The sequence below is a fragment of the Trichloromonas sp. genome, assembly GCF_034006665.1.
Taxonomy (GTDB): domain Bacteria; phylum Desulfobacterota; class Desulfuromonadia; order Desulfuromonadales; family Trichloromonadaceae; genus Trichloromonas.
In genome coordinates this window covers 36,354-56,150 of the sequence record NZ_JAVESI010000008.1, presented here as the reverse complement: position 1 = coordinate 56,150, position 19,797 = coordinate 36,354, and the positions used below count along the sequence as shown (strand labels likewise).

General features: G+C 61.3%; 19 protein-coding genes and 1 pseudogene. 1 reads left to right on the top strand and 19 read right to left on the bottom strand.

The window, feature by feature from the left end:
* Positions 1 to 73 precede the first annotated feature (73 nt).
* Positions 74 to 301, top strand: coding sequence for a hypothetical protein (locus RBR25_RS05185; protein WP_432818474.1), 228 nt, complete (start codon positions 74 to 76; stop codon positions 299 to 301).
* A 52-nt stretch (positions 302 to 353) separates the two neighbouring features.
* Here RBR25_RS05185 and RBR25_RS05180 read toward each other — a convergent pair whose 3' ends face one another.
* The 19 genes and pseudogenes from RBR25_RS05180 to groL form a co-directional block, all read right to left on the bottom strand.
* On the bottom strand, positions 354 to 860 hold the full coding sequence (locus RBR25_RS05180) for a hypothetical protein (protein WP_432818473.1): 507 nt from the start codon (positions 858 to 860) through the stop codon (positions 354 to 356).
* A 170-nt stretch (positions 861 to 1,030) separates the two neighbouring features.
* On the bottom strand, positions 1,031 to 2,071 hold the full coding sequence (locus tag RBR25_RS05175) for a beta-ketoacyl synthase N-terminal-like domain-containing protein (RefSeq protein ID WP_432818472.1): 1,041 nt from the start codon (positions 2,069 to 2,071) through the stop codon (positions 1,031 to 1,033).
* Between the two features lie 46 nt (positions 2,072 to 2,117).
* Positions 2,118 to 3,296 carry a beta-ketoacyl-[acyl-carrier-protein] synthase family protein gene (locus RBR25_RS05170; RefSeq protein WP_432818471.1) on the bottom strand — a complete coding sequence of 393 codons (1,179 nt, stop codon included), beginning with the start codon at positions 3,294 to 3,296 and terminating at the stop codon, positions 2,118 to 2,120.
* Positions 3,293 to 3,547, bottom strand: coding sequence for a phosphopantetheine-binding protein (locus RBR25_RS05165; RefSeq protein WP_432818470.1), 255 nt, complete (start codon positions 3,545 to 3,547; stop codon positions 3,293 to 3,295). The genes RBR25_RS05170 and RBR25_RS05165 overlap by 4 nt, the downstream gene beginning before the upstream one ends.
* Positions 3,548 to 3,570: 23 nt before the next feature.
* Complete coding sequence (locus tag RBR25_RS05160; protein WP_432818469.1) at positions 3,571 to 4,512, bottom strand: lysophospholipid acyltransferase family protein; 942 nt, start codon at positions 4,510 to 4,512, stop codon at positions 3,571 to 3,573.
* On the bottom strand, positions 4,499 to 5,653 hold the full coding sequence (locus RBR25_RS05155) for a DUF2062 domain-containing protein (RefSeq protein ID WP_432818468.1): 1,155 nt from the start codon (positions 5,651 to 5,653) through the stop codon (positions 4,499 to 4,501). Before RBR25_RS05155 ends, RBR25_RS05160 begins: the two co-directional genes overlap by 14 nt.
* 7 nt (positions 5,654 to 5,660) lie before the next feature.
* Positions 5,661 to 6,608 (bottom strand): BsuBI/PstI family type II restriction endonuclease, encoded by a 948-nt coding sequence (locus tag RBR25_RS05150; RefSeq protein WP_432818467.1) that lies wholly within the window; start codon positions 6,606 to 6,608, stop codon positions 5,661 to 5,663.
* A complete protein-coding gene (locus RBR25_RS05145) occupies positions 6,595 to 7,980 on the bottom strand; it encodes an Eco57I restriction-modification methylase domain-containing protein (protein WP_432818510.1) in 1,386 nt (461 codons plus the stop codon). The genes RBR25_RS05150 and RBR25_RS05145 overlap by 14 nt, the downstream gene beginning before the upstream one ends.
* Positions 7,981 to 8,164: 184 nt before the next feature.
* Entirely contained in the window at positions 8,165 to 9,607 is a 1,443-nt protein-coding gene (locus RBR25_RS05140; RefSeq protein WP_432818466.1) for a B12-binding domain-containing radical SAM protein, read from the bottom strand.
* Complete coding sequence (locus RBR25_RS05135) at positions 9,594 to 10,967, bottom strand: lipid biosynthesis B12-binding/radical SAM protein (protein ID WP_432818465.1); 1,374 nt, start codon at positions 10,965 to 10,967, stop codon at positions 9,594 to 9,596. Before RBR25_RS05135 ends, RBR25_RS05140 begins: the two co-directional genes overlap by 14 nt.
* Positions 10,964 to 12,229, bottom strand: a complete 1,266-nt coding sequence (locus RBR25_RS05130) for a B12-binding domain-containing radical SAM protein (RefSeq protein ID WP_432818464.1) — start codon at positions 12,227 to 12,229, stop codon at positions 10,964 to 10,966. Before RBR25_RS05130 ends, RBR25_RS05135 begins: the two co-directional genes overlap by 4 nt.
* 24 nt (positions 12,230 to 12,253) lie before the next feature.
* On the bottom strand, positions 12,254 to 12,574 hold the full coding sequence (locus RBR25_RS05125; RefSeq protein ID WP_432818463.1) for a nucleotidyltransferase family protein: 321 nt from the start codon (positions 12,572 to 12,574) through the stop codon (positions 12,254 to 12,256).
* Complete coding sequence (locus RBR25_RS05120; protein WP_432818462.1) at positions 12,567 to 12,998, bottom strand: nucleotidyltransferase substrate binding protein; 432 nt, start codon at positions 12,996 to 12,998, stop codon at positions 12,567 to 12,569. Before RBR25_RS05120 ends, RBR25_RS05125 begins: the two co-directional genes overlap by 8 nt.
* A gap of 12 nt (positions 12,999 to 13,010) precedes the next feature.
* Positions 13,011 to 14,396 carry a penicillin-binding transpeptidase domain-containing protein gene (locus RBR25_RS05115; RefSeq protein WP_432818461.1) on the bottom strand — a complete coding sequence of 462 codons (1,386 nt, stop codon included), beginning with the start codon at positions 14,394 to 14,396 and terminating at the stop codon, positions 13,011 to 13,013.
* A gap of 349 nt (positions 14,397 to 14,745) precedes the next feature.
* The gene (locus RBR25_RS05110) at positions 14,746 to 15,294 is read right to left on the bottom strand and encodes a CDP-alcohol phosphatidyltransferase family protein (RefSeq protein ID WP_432818460.1); all 549 of its coding nucleotides are present in this window, start codon (positions 15,292 to 15,294) and stop codon (positions 14,746 to 14,748) included.
* Between the two features lie 274 nt (positions 15,295 to 15,568).
* On the bottom strand, positions 15,569 to 17,470 hold the full coding sequence (gene htpG / locus RBR25_RS05105) for a molecular chaperone HtpG (protein WP_432818459.1): 1,902 nt from the start codon (positions 17,468 to 17,470) through the stop codon (positions 15,569 to 15,571).
* Positions 17,471 to 17,594: 124 nt separating this feature from the next.
* The gene (locus RBR25_RS05100) at positions 17,595 to 17,804 is read right to left on the bottom strand and encodes a hypothetical protein (protein ID WP_432818458.1); all 210 of its coding nucleotides are present in this window, start codon (positions 17,802 to 17,804) and stop codon (positions 17,595 to 17,597) included.
* A gap of 32 nt (positions 17,805 to 17,836) precedes the next feature.
* Positions 17,837 to 18,031: pseudogene (locus RBR25_RS05095) on the bottom strand (hypothetical protein); the annotation flags it as partial.
* Positions 18,032 to 18,133: 102 nt separating this feature from the next.
* A complete protein-coding gene (gene groL / locus RBR25_RS05090) occupies positions 18,134 to 19,768 on the bottom strand; it encodes a chaperonin GroEL (protein WP_432818457.1) in 1,635 nt (544 codons plus the stop codon).
* Positions 19,769 to 19,797: the final 29 nt, after the last annotated feature.

Here is a 19,797-nt window from a genome sequence, read left to right as displayed (position 1 = left end):
GCGAAAGAGTCAACCTCCCGGACCTGACCGGCCATACGTCGTTCTCGGCCTCGGCAAGCAAAGCCTGCGGGAGTTGGTCAAAACCTGCGTCAACTTTGACACCATCAAAGAGGATTTCGCCCAACTCGGCACCAACGCCGCTTTTCTCCCCGCCACTCCCTCCGAAGGGCGTCCGACCCTGAAAACTGAAGGGGCCGAAATCGTTACGATCTTGTTGACGCGCACGCTGCTGCGCCTGATCGAAAAACACGGACTGCGCCCGGAAGCAGATGGACGGGTTCCTCCCCCACGATTCTGCTGACGGTGGTATAAAAAAAAGCGGGGCATAGGCCCCGCCGTCTTTGGTTGCATCGCTAATCCTTTCGCTGCCCCTTGCCTTTGTCCTTCCCCCGACCTTTGTCTCCCTTGCGCTGATCCGTCCCTTTACCCTCATCCCCGCGGTAATCGTCAGTCCGGCGGTCGCGCCGCTCATTGCCGTCGGGATGCCAACCGAGGTCGCCGCGTTTAAGGGCGTGGAAATCGGCCGAGCCGGGCTTGATGCCGAGACTCTGAGCCAACGCCCCCCAGCCCTGTCCCTTGCGCGCTTGGTATTCCCGCAACACCACGTCGATGGGCTGCCCCGTGCGGTTGCTCAGCCACAAAGTGAGAGCAGCGTCGCCGTGGCGGGAGACGGTCCGCAGCGCCAAGTCGATATCGGCATCGGATGCGCCAAAGCGCGTGCCAAGATCGGCGCGAAAACGTCCGAGATCGGCACTCGCGTAAGCGCTCAGACTGTTGAGATAGGTCTCCAAATCGGCACTGGCGATACCGGCGCCGAGAGTGAACAGCATCAGAAGAGCCAACAAGGTTCGCAACATCATGAGAAATCTCCTTTTTTTGGGCGTTTGCGTTAGCCCCGCCCGCCGGTTTCGGCGAGTTTGCGGGAAACGGCGTCGACCATCTGTTGATTGAACTTCTGGATCACCTGATACCAGTCGATGCTGGTACCGACGCCATGACCCTCTGAAAGAAGCGACTGCGGCCCGGCCCTTCAATCCCGGGCCACCCGAATCACGCCGTAATCTTCTCCGCGCCCGAACTTGAGACAGCACAGCTCCCGTCCGGCCAGAGCCTCTCCACCTGCCCCGGACGGAAGCCGGTCGTCCCGGCAGACCAGACCCGCCACCACCAGATCGAAGGCCGGGCCCACCGGCAGGCTGCCATAGCTGGGAGCATAGGCGGCACACCGAGCCGACGCGGGAAGATAGCGGTGGTAGCTCGCCCCGCATTCCCGATGGCCGTCGGCGCCGAGCAGATAGAGGAGCGCCTCATCCAGCAGCGGTGGCCGCACAGCGGCGTTGCCTTGGCGCACCTCGGTGATCCGCCCGTAACGGGCCTTACCCGAATCGCCGGTAAGGAGAAAAAAGGCCGCGCCCTCGCCGGGGACGGCGCTTTGCCGATCGAACTCGAAGGGGCGAATGACGTCCGATGGCTCGGGGAAGAAGCGGTGCCAGCAGTAGCGCAGCACCGCACAGGCCTCGTCGACCCCGCCGAAAAGAACGGCGTCGACCCGTCCCTCGGCCAGCCAGCCCTGGGCGGCGAAAAGGGCCGAGGGGACGGACATCTCGAACTGGCTGACGGTGAGATTGGGGCCGGTAATGCCGAGAAGAATAGCGGTGTGGGCAGCGGCGGCGTTGTGCACGGAACTGGAAAAGTGGGTCGGTGAAGCGAGGGCGTCGCCGCCGTCGAGAACGGTGTCGAGAAAAGCGAAGGTGGTGGCGGTGGCACCGTAGCCGGTGGCGACAATCAGCCCCAGGCGCGCGCGCTCCGGCACCGGAAGACCGGCATCCTCCAGAGCGAGATGGGCACCGAGCAGGGCCAGCCGGGAAAAATGATCGATGCGACGCAGGGCACGCTTGTCGACAAAACGCGTAAGCGGCGCAGTGTCGGCAAGCAGGGCCGGTATCTCGCCACCGGCGAAGGGCGCCGGACGGGTCGGTGCCGCTCCGCTGGAAAGCGCCGCCGCGAAAGCATCCCGTCCGCAGCCGAAACCGCCGACCAGTCCGATGCCTTGAATGGCCATCCCGTTCATAAAAAATCCCTTTCAATCATCCGTAGGGGCGTATGGCCATACGCCTCTACCGCGCCCCCCGCCCAAAGACCAGCACCGCGTTGTTGCCGCCGAAAGCCAGGGACTGGGAAATCGCCAGGTCGCCGGCAACGGTAGTAGTCCGTGTCACCGGAACTGCCCGCTGTTCCGAATCGGGCTCGGCGAAGCCGATGCTGGCGGGGATTTTCCCAAGTTCCAAACAGGCGACGGTGAGGGCCGCTTCGATGCCGCCTGCGGCGCCGAGGGTGTGGCCGGTGTAGCCCTTGGTGGAGAGAAAGGGGACGTTCGGCAGCACTTCGGCCAGCACCCGGCTTTCAACCCGGTCGTTGTCCACCGTGCCGGTGCCGTGGGCATTGACGAAGGCGATATTCTGAGCCGTCGCCCCAGCTTCGGTCAGGGCCTCCCTGAGCGCCCGCTTGAGTCCGGCCCCGTCGGGATGGGGCGCGGTCAGGTGATAGGCGTCACAAGCCGCACCATAGCCGCGCAGAAAAGCCCGCGCCGGACGGGAGCTGCGCAGCGCTTCGCTCTCCAACACCAGCACCCCGGCTCCCTCGCCGAGGTTAAGCCCTTTACGGCGGCGGTCAAAGGGGGTCACCGGCGCATCGGAGGCGATCATCAGGGCGTGAAAACCGTTGCAGGTGGTGCGACAGAGCTCGTCGGCGCCCCCAGCCAAGGCCAGGTCGCAGATCCCGGCGCGAATCCAGGCCCCAGCCAGGCCGACGGCGTCGCTGCCGGAGGAACAGGCGTTGACCACGGTCTGACAGGGGCCGTCGAAGCTGTATTCCTTCGCCAGACTTGCGGCCGGATTACTGTGGAGAAAGCGGCGGATCGGCGCCAGCGACGGTTCTTGGCCCTGCCGGTATTCCCGGTAGAAGTCCTCGTTGTTCATGGCGCTGCCGACGGTGGTACCGAGACAGACCCCGACCCGCAAGGGACGCAGCGACTCCCGGCTCCAACCGGCATCGGCCAGGGCCTCGCCGGCGGCGGCCAGAGCGAGCAGACTGGTGCGCAACAGATCGTCGCGGCCGGCAAAGTCCTCTGTCACCTCGAAAACCGGGAAGGGAGTCGGGTAACTGGTAGCGAAACGGCGCGACGGCGCTGGAGCGCGCTCGCCGCGAAAAAGCGCCGCCAATGTTTCCGGCAAGGTCTTTCCGGCGGCGCAGATGCAGCCGAGGCCGGTGACGGCCACCGGAACCGGGTGCTTCATCCCTGCCGTTTTTTCTCGATGAAGGCCGCCAGGGTAGCAACGGTCTGCAGAGCGGGGCGCCCTTCTTCCATATCCTTGATCTCGACGCCGAAGTGCTTCTGCACCAGCACCACCAGCTCCACCGCGTCGAGGGAATCAAGCCCCAGACCCTCGCCGAAGAGAGCCATATCGTCGGTGATCTCCTCGGGGGTCAGGTCTTCGAGGTTCAGCTCCTCGACCAGAATCTTCTTCAGCTGTTCCTTGATGTCCATATATGAAACTCCTCTCCATTCAATTATTTGGTCCGGTCATACTGCCACATATCGAAAAAATTGAAAAACTGGCAGGGGTGCTCCCGGGTGAATTTTTCCAGGGCGGCGGCGAATTCCGCCACATAGGGGGCGAAGGCCGCGCCGCTGCGCCCGACAACGGCCGGCACGCGGATGACTTTGGCCAGTTCCAGTTCATAGCTCGCCGGGCCGGTTTTGGCGGAAAAGAGGACGGCGATGGGCGCGCCCGTGGTCGCGGCGAGCTTGTAGGCGCTGAACGGCAGGCGCACCGGGTCGCCGAGAAAATCGACGGTGACGGCATTCTTGTCGCTGCCGAGCAGGCGGTCGCCCATCACCGACAGCACCTCGCCGCGCTTGAGGACGTCAAGCATCTCCAGAGAGCCGCCAAGAAACCCTCGGGGGTCGATAATCCGATAGGGGCATTCACGCCCGGCATGCTCGAAGTAATGGCGGTCGATGTCGCCGTCCTCCCGCTGCATCAGCAGGCTGACCGGCGTGCTGAGAAAACCGAGGGCGCTCATCGCCGCCTGCCAGCAGCCGACGTGGGCACCAATCAGGATCAGCCCCTTCCCCTCCGCGAGCAGACCGAGCAAGTCCTCCCGACCGTGCAGTCGCACCGCCATGCGCTCGGGGCCGAGAATGCCGACCACCGCCCGGTCGACCAGCACCTTGCCGAAGTCGAGAAGCAGCCGGCAGCCGTGGCGGAAGAGAGCGCCCGACGACGCTTCGGGAAAACGCCGGCGCAGGTAGGGTTCCCCCTTGCGCCGCAGATCGGGGCGTAGCAGGGCATAGTAGGCGATTACGAAATAGAGTAGAAAATAGGCGGCGCGCCGCCCGCCGAGGTGAATCAGCAGATAGAAGATGCCGTGCTGCAAGCGCGAGCCGACGCTGCGGCTGTGCCAGGATGTCTTCGCAGGCGCGATCTGTTCCGGTTCAGTTCGAGACACGGCCGCTCCTCAGCAGAAATCGGGCCATGATAAAGATGATCCCCGCCGTCGTCAGCGCCAGGATCGGCCCGAGCAACAGCGCACCGAGCAGCCATTCGTAAAGGCGCTCCAGCCCCTGATAGCCGAGAGTTTCCAGGGAGATTTCGGTGAGAAATGCGCCGTGACGCAGGTAATAGCCCGCCTCGATGCAGAGGGCCGGGACGAGGGGAGGCATACAGAGCTGACTGGCCCCCACCGCCGCCACCTTGTTGAGCCGGAAGAAGGACGAGACGAAGAGAATGGCCAGAGTGTGGCAGGCGATCAGCGGCAGCGCGCCGAGAAAGACCCCCACCGCCCCCGCCGTCGCCAACTGTCCGGGGGTAGCGTGCTCGGTGAGCAGGGTTCGGATCGAACGCAGGGGATGGAGGACGCTGACCTTGAGTTCACCGCCCTCGCCGGCAATCAGCTTGCGGTGTGGCCAAGGCAGGACCGAACGCAGGGTCAGATGGGTATTCAGCAGCGTCAGCCGCAGATTGTCGCGAAAGACCTTGAAATGGGAGATACGCTCGCCGGGAGGGGGATAATGGACGGCAATCGGCACCTCGCGCAGCGGCACCCCGGCCCAGGCCGCCCGAACCAGCACCTCGACCTCGAAGGCGTAGTGCCGCTGGCGCAAGCGGAGCCCGTCGAACACCGCCAGCGGATAAGCGCGAAAGCCGCTCTGGGTGTCGCTCAAGGACTTTCCGGTCTGCAGGCGCAGCCAGAAGTTGGAAAATTTGCGGCCGAAGCGGGACGAACCCGGCACATTGGCAACGGTGAAATCCCGGGTGCCGACCACGATCGCCATCGGTTCCGCCGCGATCATCGTAGCAAACTTCGGAAAATCGGCCGGATCGTGCTGGCCGTCGGCATCGAGGGTAACGATGTGGCTCATTCCCATCCTCAGGGCCAAACGCGCCGCCGTCATGATCGCCGCCCCCTTCCCCCGTTTCAGGGGATGGCTCGCCATCCGCACCTTGAGCCCGTGCAGGGTGTCGAGGGGGCGGTCGCTGCTGCCGTCATCCACCACCAGCACCTCGGGATGCACCGCCAGCGCCTTTTCCACCACCGCCCGCAGAGTCGCAGCGTGGTTGTAGACGGGGATGACGATGAGGATGTTCACGCTTGGCTCAGACATGCGGCCCGAGAAAACGTTCGCCGTTGAAATGAATCAGGTGCGAAGGCGCATCTGCCACCCAAACTTCGGTTTCCCAGGCTATCTCCGGCAGGTAGCGTGCCATGAACGATCGGTTCGGAAAGGCTGTAACATAAACCAATCCGGCTATTGAACTAGAAAAAAGCTGAGCCAGTTCTTCGTGGCGTTTACCGTCGACCGGTCCGTGACTGGTGACCGATTCGACCAGCAAGAGCCAGTTTTTCTGGGGATAATGGAAAATTACATCCGGCATTTTGCCATGACTATCAACCGTCACTCCGAGTTTGGATAGAAGGTGTTCGTCAAAATAACCCCATTTTTCTCCCGTGTCCCCGGCATAAACCAGCGCGCCGCCCGGCACGAACCGGGGAGCAAACTCCTCGATGATCCGACGGATAAGTTCACTGTGGGCTCCAGGGCTGAGGCTGATTTCCTGCCCCGAGGCAATTCGCACCGGGATTCTGGCGTGGTTTCGTTCCTTCGCATAGCGCTCCGCTAGGGTCGGCCGTTTGGCAAGATAGGACTTGAGATTTCGCGTCCAGTTTCGGGTGCCATAGGTTCGCAGTAATGTCAGCAAATTTTCTTCGATCTGATAAACCGCTTTAGGGCTGTTGACAGGACGATCTGGCCGGTCCGGGTTATAAAGCGCCAGTCCGGCCGCGACAAATTGATGCATCGTCTGGCGACGCACCGTTTCACGGGTATTTGGAGCGTAATCCTTGGCATAGTGTTGGCGCGCCCAGTCCATGATGGGTGTGATACCGATCAATGGATTTCTCGCTTCATTCCATTTCCTGGATGGCACCAAATCCAGCAACGCAAGCAGGCAGAGAGCCGAACGTTCGTTCTGCTGGGCTCGGGGCAAACCGAGCGCTTGTAAAACCCGCAATGTTTGGGAAATTTTCTTCTCAATGGCATTCATGGATAAGCCCCTCCACCTGTTCGTCAATTTCAGCCTGGGACATTGCACCTTGAGTTTTGGCCCAACGCCCTAACGCAAGCAAAATTTCTTGACTTGGGTATTTCATCGAACGCAAATCGGCGGCATTGACCTGGGTATGGCCGCTAAAACAGCGAAAGGACTCATCGACTACCGTCGAATTGAGAAAAACCGCCAGACCTCGGGCTAGGTTCTCGGGCATGCCCTGCTTGCCTTGGTGGAAAACATTCAAATGGTTTTCAAAACCGAGCCACGCGTATCCCGGAAAAGCGGCAGGGTCCACCACACTGGCGACAATGCGTCGTTTCTCTTCTTTCGACGACAGACGCCGAGTGACAACGTAAAATCCCAAAGGATAGAGCCATTTTTGCGTTTCCGGCAGTAGTGCCAAGGCGTTGGGTTTTTTCCCAGGCGGCTTTGGCCAGTCAATGCCTTCGGCGACAAAATGACTCGGATAGAGCAACGGCACGGTCCCCGCCTCGGGGCTATCACGCAGATGTTCCCGCAAACGAAAATCGACCACCGGCCCGGTAGATATCTGCACACCCAACTCGGCCAGATTAAAGCGGCACATGGAGGAGAGGGGACACCGCTGATCTTCGCCATCTATTGGAATATGAATTACCCTTTCCTTATCTCCCGTCAAAACAACGCGGTCAAAAGTGATGGGCGTTGCCTGGTAATCGACGAAGCCATCATCCGTTGACGTCGAAATACAAACAGCCTCTTGTTTGCCACCTCGTTCGACCATAATAATCACGTTTTCTTGCAGTACCGAATCCTCTTTGAAGGCTTTGTCGCGAGCCCCGAAAAGATGAATATGGCGCAATGCGGTGTGCTCCAAGAGAAACTCTCGAAAGGGACGATAATAAGGGCCATTACAAAAGCTGCGCGGAATAATTGCTACTAAGAGACCACCTTCTTCAAGTTGCGCCGTCGCTAGGGCGACAAACGCCGAATAGAGATTGACCGTTTCGATACCGACGCGCCGAAGCTGCCGCCGATGCCGTGAGGCACTACTGATTTTTTTGTAGGGGGGATTCAAGATAGCGTGGGTGAAGGTGTGTGGTGTACCCGCGAAAAATCCGCCAGCCAGTTCATCCACAGAGGCCTCAATGTAATCGGCTTGATGAATTCTGACTTGCACCGGAAATCGTCCAGTGTAAAAGTCAAGATGTTCTTGCAGATGGCGTCGCAAAATGGGGTCAATTTCGTAGGCGTCGACCTCGACATCGGAAAACCTCATATCTCCGCGTTCCCAGCGATCCAAAAAAGCACTGGTCAAAGCACCAACACCCGCGCCAGCATCCAGAAGACGGCAGGTTCCTCCTCCTTTTGGAAAGAGTTCGGCCATGAACCGAGCCACCGACGCCGGGGTTAAGAATTGTCCGAACTCGGATTTGCGCTGGGCATCAAGTCGCGGGGAAAGCTGTTGTCTGACGCTGTCGATAGTCTTCAGCAAAAGGATCTCCTGTGGCAGGGGACAGGGACAAAATCGAAGAAACACGTCACAATCATGCCGGTAAAACCTATTTCTTTCAAGATTCATCAATGCGCTTGCTGCTGCGGGCGAAGCGCAGGAAACTTCCCAGGTTCAGAGCGAAGCGGCGCCAGGAATCGGGGGATTTCCAGAGCATGGCGAGATAGCCGAGGAGTACCTGCGGGCGCTGGAAATGGCTCTTGTAGTAGAGGGTGAAGAGTTCTTCCAGGCGCGCGCGGGTCATGCCGTTCGGGACGAACTGGAAGTGCATGCAGTCCATCTTCGTCCAGTCCTCGTCGAAAGTCCCGAGTTCGCGGGCGTTTTCGTAGATCGGCGTGCCCGGAAAGGGGGTGAATTTGGAGAGGTTGAAGTCGTCGATGGGCAGGGAAAAGACGTAATCCATACTTTTGCGGATGCTCGCCTCGCTCTCGCCGGGAAGGCCCATCATCAGCAGCCCCTTGACGCGAATGCCGGCCGCCTTGATCTGACGAATCTTCTCGGCGAGCATCTCCAGATCGGGATTCTGCCGGTGTTTCGCCAGCAACTCGGGGTCGCCGGTTTCGATGCCGAGGCTGGCCATCCAGCAGCCGGCGGCCTTCATCAGCCGTAGAAGTTCGGGGTCGACATGCTCGGCCCGCACCGCGCAGTTGTAGGTCAGCCCCAGGGGCTCATCGATGAGCTTCCGGCACAGGGCTTCGATCCGCCCCCGGTTGAAGGTGAACTGGTCGTCGTAAAAGTTGACGTGACGCACGCCGAAGCGCTCGCGCAGGTAGCGCAGATGGTCGTAGAGGTAGTCGGCCGAATTGTAGCGGAAGGTGCGACGGAAGACCGAGCGGTCGCAGTAGCTGCAGGCGTAGGGGCAACCCCGGCTGGAGATGCAGCTGCTGTTGGGCGCCTTGGGGTAGTTGAAGATCGGCAGCTGGTAGGCCTTGGGGTAGCCGTCAAGCTTTTCGTAGGCGGGAAAAGGCAGGTTATCGAGTTCCAGACCCGGCTCCCGGTAGCCGGTGAAGCGCGGTACGCCGCCGTCGCGGAAGACCACCCCGGGGATGTCCGCGAGATTTTCGCCGCCGGAGGCGAGGAGCGCGGCCAGCGTCTCTTCCCCCTCGCCGACCACGATGACATCGACCTCCGGGAAATCGGTCAGCACCCGCTCCTTTAGCGCCGAGACGTGAGGGCCGCCGAAGACGGCGCGAATGTCCGGCTGTTCGCTTTTCGCCAGCCGCGCCAGGCGGACACCGTCGAGGAAGCTGGACGTGGTGCAACTGAAACCGATCCAGCCCGGCCGTGCGCTGCGCAAAAGCTCATGGATGCGGCTTTCCGCATCGGGGTGGGCATGGCAGTCGACGAGATCGACGGCGCAGCCCTGCCGCTCCAGCCAGGCGGCGATGCTCGCCAGCCCCAAGGGAGGCATGATGTTGGCCAGCCGCGAGATGTCGCGCCCGGCGGCTTCCGCCCTGTAGCCGAGGGGGTGGACCAAGAGGATGCGTTCAGCGGCCGCCATGCCCCCTCCGCGGCCTGTCGAAGGCGATCAGCCTGTCCCAGAGCAGTCCGCGAAAACCGAAGTGCTGCATCACCTGCATGCGTTTCTGCCCCTCGGAGGGGGGGAAGATGCGGTCGCGACAGCCATGAAAGGCCTGTTCAATGGTTGCGTTCATCCATTCTCGGTCGAGGCCGGGGGCGAAGTAGTAGAGGGGATGGAGCAGCGACTGGTCGGCCGTCACCAACCCCTCGCGAATGGCGCGGGCGTGCAGGGGGGCCTTGCTCAGCAGGCGGATACCGGAAAAGGCAAAGACCACGGTGTGTTCCAGCCGCTCCAGGTTGGCGAGACCTTCGCGCACCGTCGCCTCGGTTTCACCGGGACCACCGAAGATGACGAAATGGGCGCAGGGGAGGCGTGCGGCAACGCAGGCGCGGTTGACCGCCTCAACCTCGGCGAAGGAAAAATCCTTGCCGAGCCCAGCTAGGGTCGCGTCGCTGGCGGCGTCGGTCCCCAGTTCCAGGGCGTAGAGGCCGGATTGTTTGAGCAGGGCCAGTTCCGGGGAACCAAGCCCCTGGGGACGGAAGAAGGCACTCCAACGCAACTGTACGCCGCGCCGCAGAATCTCTTCGGCGACCGTCAGGTAATGACCGACCGGGTCGTTGAAGATGGAATCGGTGAAAAAAAGATGGTCGATGCCGTGTTCCCGGTGCAGGCGCTCGATGTCGTCGACCACCGCCTCGGGCGGACGGCAGCGAAAGACCTTGCCTTCGAGACCGGGATAGGTGCAGTAGGCGCAGTGAAAGGGGCAGCCACGTTTGGTTTGAAGATTGGCCATCCCCGAGCGTTCGCGGTAATACTCCACCAACTCCGGCACCAGCAGCGGCGCCGCCATCTCCGCTCCGGGAATCCCCGCCCCTGGTTCGCTCGCCAGACGCGGCAGCGACCGCCCCGCCGCCCAATCCTCCAGCAAGCCCACCAAGACCCGCTCCCCTTCACCAACGACGCCGCAGTCGGCACCGAAATAGTCGAGAATCGCCTCGGGCATGATCGAGAAGGCCGGACCGCCGACGATCAGCGGCGCCTTCGTCGTCTCCCGCACCAGTGCCGTCAGCCTCTGGGTGCGGGCGAGATACCAGCCCTCCTCACCGTCGAAGGAGTCAACGTTGTCGATGTTGCGCAGGGAGAGGCAGACGAAATCCGGAGCAAAATCCCGAAGGGCCGCGCGCAGCGCCTCTTCGGACTGGCCGGCGGCAAGAAAATCAAACTGGCGCAGGGTATGCCCGGCACGGTCCAAGGCTCCGGCGATCACCGCCATGCCCAGAGGATAGACCGGATAGGGTTCGGTGACGACATTGGCGGAGAGGAGAAAAACCCGGCTCATGCCTGTTTTCGGACGCCGTGGAAACCGCGCCGGGTGCGGGGATTGTAGCGGCGATAGGTGCCGTCGTCCATCTCCCGACGCATCACGGTCTTGAACAACTCCCCCATCCTCAGGGCGTAGCCGCCGTTGGCATAGAAAGTGTCCCAAGCATAATAGAACAGCTCCTGCAATTTCTCCGGCGTCATGCGTTTCGGTTGGAAGACAACCTTATCGGCGCTGTAATCAAGCCAGTTGTTGGAGAGGATGCGCCCGTCGCGCTCCAGTTGGGCGCGGATCGGCGAGTGGGGGAAGGGGGTCATGATGGTGAATTCAGCGACGTCGAGTTCAACCTCCATGAGGAAATCGACCAGCCGCTTGATGGCGTCCTCGTCCTGGTCGTCGGTGCCGAGGATGATCGTCCCCTCGATGCCGATGCCGTATTCCTTGAGGCGGCGGATGCGGTTGCGGATAGTGTCGGAGGTGTCGAAGACCGCCTGATAGACATACCAGGCGCCGGCGTCGGCGGCCAGTTTGAGGATTTCCGGATCGTCAAGGATCGGGTGGGAAACCCATTTCTTCTTCAGCGGGATCATCGCCGTGAAGAGCTCTTTCAGCCACTGGCGATCCTGGGCCAGGGAGTTGTCGACGATAAAGAGGCGGTTGTTCTCGATCGCCTCCATCTCGGCGATGACTTGATCGATGGGCCGCGGCCGGAACTTTTTGCCGCCAAGGTAGCCGGTGCAGCAGGGGAAACAATTGAACTTGCAACCCCGAGAAGCGTGAACCAGATCAAGCATCTGCACCCCTCGGTAGTTGTAGAGCTCGCGATTGAGGATGGAGCGACGGGCGGTGCCAACTAGGTGGATGTCCGGATGGTTGTTCATGTAGTCGTAAACCGGCTTCAGTCGCCCGGTCCGGAAATCCTCGATGACCGCCGCCATGCGCCCTTCGGCTTCGCCGAGAAAAATGGCATCGGCATGAAGCGCAACTTCCTCGGCGTGGAGCATCACGGCAATGCCACCGAAGATCACCGTGCGTCCCTGCTCGCGAAAACGGCGGGCGATCTCAAAGGCACGGGGAAGCTGGCAGCTGAGCATCACCGACAGGGCGACCAGATCGCTGCTCGCGCTGAAATCGACGGTTTCCAGATTCTCGTCGACGAATTCGACCTCCACCTCGGGCGGTAGCGTCGCGGCGAAGACCACCGGCCCGTGCGGCGGCAGGTGAAACTCGGTCTGCCGCTCCAACTTCGGCCAGCGGGGATAGATCAGCAGCATTTTCATGAACTTGACCTTCCTGACTCTGGTTTAATCCTGACGGCGCCCCGGTTGCAGAATCTCCACCGGCCCCTTGCGAATCTCGGCGCGAAAATCCTCGGGGATCACGGCCCAATCGAGAAGATCCACAAGAATCGGCAGGGAACTTTCCGCAAAAGCGGTGCGCAATTGATTCAGGCGGGGCTGGGAACGCTCGGGGGCTTCGGGGTTACGAATCAGCAGATCGAGATCACTGCCTTCATGGGCGCTGCCGTTGACGCGGCTGCCAAAAGCGAGTACTTCCGCATCGGGCACATATTGAGCGAGCAGCCGCCGCACCCCGGCCAGCCACTCAGGTCGCAGTTCAAGCATCGCCTCCCCCCAGCCGCTCCCGCAGGGTGGTTTCCAGAGTGCGGGCGTCGGCAATAAACCCCGGCAACAGGGTGAGGGTTTCCTCGGCAAAAGCGACGCCATAGTCATGCGCGATACTGTTTCGGTTATCGCGGTAGTCGAACCAGCGCTCCACGGCGGCAACGCTCAGCAGGCCATGCTTGCCCCCATGACGCAGCAGTTCCTTGAAGGTGAGCCGATCCACCTCGCGCGGATTGCCGCTATAGTCCTTGAGCGCCTTGCGCAGTAACTTCCCAGCGGTCTCCAAGGTCAGCTCGAAGCCCTTAACCACCGCATTGCGGAAGATTTCATATTCGATGGACCCCAACGCCGCCCCCTGCAACAACACCAGAGACGATTCAAGCGTATCGATACAGCGCGCATAATGGGCGGTGTTCAACGGCATGGGAAAACACCTTCAAAGGGCCGGGGCAGGAGCGGAGGTCTGAGGCGCGAAACTGCCGGGGAGAGATCCCGTCACCACGGCGGGCGCGGAAAAATAGTGGCTGATCGCCCGGCGGGCGTATTCGCCGGCGCGGGTGCCGATGAAATCCTCGTGACCAACCATGACCGAAACCACCAGCTGCCGCCCTCCCTGCCGTTCCTTGGCATAGCCGACAAACCAGTCGTAACGCACATCGCGGGCGGTGTTACTGATCGAACCGGTTTTGCCGCCGAGACGCAGATTGCCCAGAACCGCGTCTTTCTCATGGCCGCGAAAGGCCTTGCGGGCGGTGCCGGTGGCGACGGTGGCCTCCATCATCCGCTTCAGTTCCCCGGCGGCACGCGGGGACATAATCTGGCGTCCCGGCACCGGTCCGGCCTGGTAGAGGAAATCCCCCTCCTCGTCGGCGATGCGCTCGACGACCGTTTGCGGCGGCATCCGTCCGTCGTTGAGAATCGCCGCGACCAGCGCCGCGCCATGCAACGGAGAGAGGGTCGTCTGCCGGTTGAAGCCGCTGGCGATCTCTGCCCAGTGATAGGGGTCGTCATTGACCTGAAAATGGCTGGGGGGGAGACTGACGTCAAAATCGAGAGGTCGGTTGAAGCCGAAAGTAGCGGCGCCTCTTTCCAGCAGGGGCCGACCCAGGCGCAGTTCGCCAAGTTTGCCGAAGACCGGATTGATCGAATCGGCGAAAGCCTCGGCAAAGGGAACGGTGGTGGTATTGCGATCGACCCGTTCCGTCAGTTGCCCCTTGTAGAGGGTATGCTTGCCGCCGTTGAAATGCATGGGTGAGTCGGCGGAATAACCGAGCAGATCGACCGCCGTCGCCGCCGTGACGATCTTGAAGAGGCTGGCGGCGGGAAATTCGCTTTGCAGGCAGGGATTGCACGCGGCGTTGGTGCGGTCGAAACCGACCAGGGCCAGCACTCGGCCACTGACGGGTTCCATGACGACAATGCCGAGATGACGGGAATTCTTGCGGTCAAGTCCGGCGAGGAGAAAGTTCTGCAGATCGGGATCGAGGCTGGTTTCCACCTGCAAGACGCCGTCGGCGACCGGCAGAAGCAGATTTTTCTCGGTCAGGTTAGCGAACATCCGCCCATTGAGCAAGTGCCGCACCTGCTCCCGATTGAGCGGTCCGTCGACCTCGGGCAGGGGCGCGACCACCGACGCCGACGAAGGGTCTGCCGCCAAGGACAAAGCTGGCTCAGCGGCCGCCTGAGCCGCCGGCACAACCTCCTCTGCCGGCGTTTGCGCCATCGCATCCACCGGATTCGACGCCGTCGCCGCGACAACCGGAGCGGGGGCTTCGCCGTCGCCGCGCATAAAACCGAACAGGCCAAAGAGCGCCAGCAGCACAAACCCTCCCGCCACGATTGGAGCGACAGGGGAAATCCGCCGCTTCCGGTCGCGCGGCCAAGCACAACGGGGATAATGTTTGGGGAGGGAAGACTGATAGTCGCGCCAACTGCCGACCTGGGTAGGACGGGACCACGATTTTTTTGAAAAGGACATGAGCAGCCTGACAGGAGAAAATCGGCGGGGCCTGATGTGTCAATCAACCATAGAGATCTTTGGAAAACGTACGGTAACCCGAGCAGATTACACCAACTTCCCACCACGATGCATTAAAAAATCCGCTTTCGGGGGAAAAGATCGCGACGGACAAAAACCTCAGCGACCACGCCGGAAGCCCGGGGCAAAGCCGTCATCCCTCCCCTCCCCGATCGGGGTGGAGACTGAAAAGCCGCACCCCCTGACGGATGTAATCAAGGCAGGCGACGATGGTGATCAGACCGGTCAGGAGGAATAGGGGAAAGAGCGACCGGGGGAAGAAACCGACTACCGCCAAAAGAATCAGGGCGGTTGTCAGAAACTGCAAAAGCGTCGCCAACTTCCCCCAGAGGCTGGCGGCGGCGACGAAACGGTAGCCGGCGACATAGAGGATGGCGGCACCGATGGCCACGTAGAGATCCTTGGCGACCACCGTCACCGCCAGCCACGGAGGCAGTAAATCCTGAATGGCCAGAGATACATAAGCGACGGTGGTCAGCAAGCGATCCCCCAGGGGATCGAGAAAGGCGCCGAGGAGGGATTTCTGCCCCAGGCGGCGAGCCAGAAAGCCGTCGAGAAAATCGGAGAATCCCGCCAAGAGAAAAATCCCCAAAGCCAGGGGATAGTGGCGATAGATGACTGCCACGAGAAAGGGCGCCACCAGAAGGATGCGCAACAGGCTGATCGCATTGGGAAGATTCATCCACCCTCCAATCGGGGATGACACGGCCCATGCGCTTCCGGCACCCCTCTAAAATCAAGTATGCCGGATTTTTTCGTGATGCCAATGATGAGAACGACGAGGGCGAGATGATCGAGGCGAAAAACACCGAAACCAGCGTATAAAAAGCGAGGAAGAACTCTTTTTGATCGCTCCCTTGAATAGAAAAGACCGGTACAATCCCTAAAAACAGCAACGGCGGAGCCGGGTCACTGACCCGACTCCGCCGCTTTTCATCCCAGACTCAAACCGAGCCTCAGTTCTCGCCCGCCCCTTCGGCCATGAGTTTCGACAGGGCCTTGGCGAAGGCGACCGGGTTGCGCGGCGCTTCTCCTTCAAGAAGCAGGGCTTGATCGTAGAGCAGGCCGACATATTCCTTGAGCCGGGGGCTCTCCTTGTCGGCGGCAAAAATCCCCTTCATGCGCGCGATCAACTCGTGATCGGGGTTGACCTCCAGCACCCGCTGGCCCTTGGGTACTTCCTGGCCCATGGCCTGGAACATCTTGACCATCTTCGGGTCGAGGTCGTGCTCGCCGGCGACCAGACAGACCGCCGAATCCTTCAGCCGCCCGGAGACGCGCACGGCGGCGACCAGATCTTTCAACTCGTCCTTCATCAGTTCGAGCAGATCGCCGAATTCTTTCTGTTTTTCCTCCTTCTTGGCGTCCCCTAGGTCGAGGTCGCCCTTGATCGCCGACTGGAATTCCTTCTCTTTATAGACACCGAGGCCGCTGATGATGATGTCGTCGAAGTCGTCGGTCATGATCAGCACTTCGATCTCTTTTTCCTTGAAGACCTCCAGGTAGGGGGAGGACTCGACGGCGGCACGGTCGGGACCGGTGATGTAGTAGATCTCCTTCTGCTCCGGCTGCATGCGCTCAACGTACTCGGCCAGGGTAATCTTCTTGCCGGGCTCGGTCTTGGTCGATTCGAAAAGGAGCAGGTCGGCGATGGTTTCCCGGCGCTCGAAATCGTGATGGATGCCTTCCTTGAGGATGCGGCCGAACTGCTCGTAGAAGGCGCCGTAAGCCTCGGCATCGTCGCGCTTCATCTCGGCCAGGGTGTCGAGGATCTTCTTGGTCAGGCTCTTCTTGATAACCGTGACGGTCTTGTTGTCCTGAAGGATTTCCCGGCTGACGTTGAGAGGCAGATCGGAAGATTCCACCACGCCGCGCACAAAGCGCAAATAGGTCGGCAGCATCGCCTCGCAGTGATCCATGATCTGCACCCGGCGCACGTAGAGGGTCGGGCCGATCTTGTAATCCTGATAGAAGATGTCGAAGGGGCGCTTGCTTGGCAGGTAGAGCAGGGCCGAGAACTCGGTGGTCCCCTCGGCGCGATAGTGGATCACCCGCGCCGGATCACTGAAGTCGTGGGAGATGTGCTTGTAGAATTCGTTGTATTCCTCGGCGGTGATCTCGGCCTTGTCCTTAAGCCAGATCGCCTTGCGCGAGTTGAGGGTCTCCTCCGTCGTTTCGCTGACGGTCTTCTCTTTGTCATCGGGATCGGGTTTGGAACGGGTCACGTTCATGACCACCGGATATTCGATGAAATCCGAATACTGCTTGACGATCTTGCGCAGTTCCCACTCTTCGAGAAATTCCTTGGCGTCGTCCTTGAGTTTGAGGATGACGTCCGTCCCCTTGCCCGCCTTTTCGGCGTCTTCCAGGGTATAGGTGCCGTCGGCGTTGGACTCCCAACGCACGGCGTGGCCGGCGTCCGCCCCGGCCTTGCGGGTGAGGACGCTGACCTGGTCGGCGACCATGAAGGCCGAATAGAAACCGACCCCGAACTGGCCGATGAGTTCGGGATTATCCTTGACCTCGCGGCTCTCCAGCAGCTTCATGAACTCCTTGGTCCCCGAGTGGGCGATGGTGCCGAGCGCCTCGGCCGCCTCGTCGCGGCTCATGCCGATGCCGTTGTCCCGTACCGTCAGGGTTCCGGCCGCTTTGTCGGGGATCAGCTCGATCTTCCAGTCCTCGCCGCCTTCAAGCAGGGATTTGTCGGTCAGTGCCTGATAGCGGGCCTTGTCGATGGCATCCGAGGCGTTGGAGATCAACTCGCGCAGGAAGATTTCCTTGTGCGAGTAGAGGGAGTGGATCATCAGGTCGAGAATCTTGTTGACCTCGGCTTTGAATTCATGCTTGTTGGCGGTCATTATGTCGCTGCCTCCTGTGGGAATGAATGGGATGAATGAGCGAAACCGGCGGTCAAGATAAGCACGGTCGCCGTCGATGTCAACCCGCGGGCCGGAAATTCGCGGGGTCGTTTCCCGCCGGCGCTCAAGCCGGGCGGACCTCCACCCGGTTGTCGTAAAAGGTACTCCCCTCCCCCTGGTCGGTGAGACGCTGGGAGGTGAGGGCGTTCACCGTGCGCTCGCCCGGCGCGAATTCCCGCCACCAGACCCCCGCCGCCACCACCACCACATCGGCCGGAACCGCGCTGTCTATCCTCAAAATGAAACGCACTTCCCCCAGCTCGTTGTAAGCCATAACCTCCGCTTCGTCCCGCAATCCACGCGCGGCGGCGTGGTCAGGCGGCGCAGCGAATGGACGGTTTCCTGATAACGGTTCATCTTCGGGCAGAGAAAACCGCGCGTATGGGGATGTTCCGGATCACCGGCAACCTTAAGCGCGCGGCCCTCTTCCACCTCCACCAGCAAGCCGCAGACATCGGGGCAATCGTAGGGGCAGACGGAGCGCTTGAGTTCCTTGGGCATGGTTCGGCCTCGCGCGAAGAGAAGGAAAATGACGAACGCCCCCCGCTCCGGAAGCGGAACGGGGGGCGTCGTTGTCGATACTTACAGCCTGGGGGGATCAGATCACATCATGCCGCCCATGCCGCCCATGCCGCCGGGCATGGCGGGCATCGCTTCTTCCTTCTTGGGCAGATCGGCGATGGCGGCCTCGGTGGTTAGCATCAGACCAGCCACGGAAGCGGCATTCTGCAGGGCGCTGCGGGTGACCTTGGTGGGATCGATGATGCCCGCCTGGATCATGTCGCAGTATTCGTCGGTGGCGGCGTTGAGGCCGTAGGCGTCGCCCTTCTTCATGACTTCGTTGACGACGATGGAGCCTTCGAGGCCGGCGTTGGCGGCGATCTGGCGCAGCGGCTCTTCGAGAGCGCGTTTGACGATGTTGACGCCGAACTTCTGCTCGCCTTCCAACGTAACCTTCTCGACGGCCGCGATGGCGCGAATCAGGGCGACGCCGCCGCCAGGAACGATGCCTTCCTCGACCGCCGCGCGGGTAGCGTGCAGGGCGTCCTCGACGCGGGCCTTCTTCTCCTTCATCTCGGTTTCGGTCGCGGCACCGACTTTAACTACCGCCACGCCGCCGACCAGCTTGGCCAGGCGCTCCTGAAGCTTCTCGCGGTCGTAGTCGCTGGCGGTCTCCTCGATCTGGACACGAATCGCCTTGACCCGAGCGGCGATGGCGGATTCTTCACCGGCACCATCGATGATGGTGGTGTTGTCCTTGTCGACGACGATGCGCTTGGCGGTCCCGAGCATGTCGAGGGTAGCGTTCTCCAGCTTGTGACCCATCTCCTCGGAGATGACGGTGCCGCCGGTCAAAACGGCGATGTCTTCGAGCATGGCCTTGCGGCGATCGCCGAAGCCGGGGGCTTTGACGGCGGCGATATTGAGGGTCCCGCGCAGCTTGTTGACCACCAGGGTGGCCAGCGCCTCACCTTCGATGTCCTCGGCGATGATCAGGAGCGGACGGCCCTGCTTGGCGACCGGCTCAAGAACCGGCAGCAGATCGCGCATGTTGCTGATCTTCTTGTCGTAGATGAGGATCAGACCGTTTTCGATGACGGCTTCCATACGATCCGGGTCGCTGATGAAGTAGGGGGAGAGGTAGCCGCGGTCGAACTGCATCCCCTCGACGGTCTCCAGGGTGGTTTCCATCGACTTGGCTTCCTCGACGGTGATGACCCCTTCCTTGCCGACCTTCTCCATAGCCTCGGCGAGGATGTTGCCGATGGTGGCGTCGCTGTTCGCCGAAATGGTGCCGACCTGGGCGATTTCCTTGTGGTCTTTGATCGGCTTCGAAAGCTCTTTCAGGCTGGCCACGGCAACTTCCACGGCCTTGTCGATGCCGCGTTTGATCTCCATCGGGTTGTGCCCGGCGGAAACCAGCTTGACCCCTTCACGGTAGATGGCCTGGGCAAGAACGGTGGCGGTGGTGGTGCCGTCGCCGGCGACGTCCGAGGTCTTGGAAGCGACTTCCTTGACCAGTTGGGCGCCCATGTTCTCGAAGCGGTCTTCCAGTTCGATCTCCTTGGCGACGGTGACGCCGTCCTTGGTGATCAGGGGCGCGCCGAAGGACTTATCGATGACGACATTGCGGCCCTTGGGACCGAGGGTGGCCTTGACGGCTTCGGCCAGCAGGTTGACCCCTTTGAGGATGCTGTTGCGGGCGTCCTGGGAAAACTTGATTTCTTTGGCTGCCATTATTCTCTATCTCCTTGTCACGTGATTGA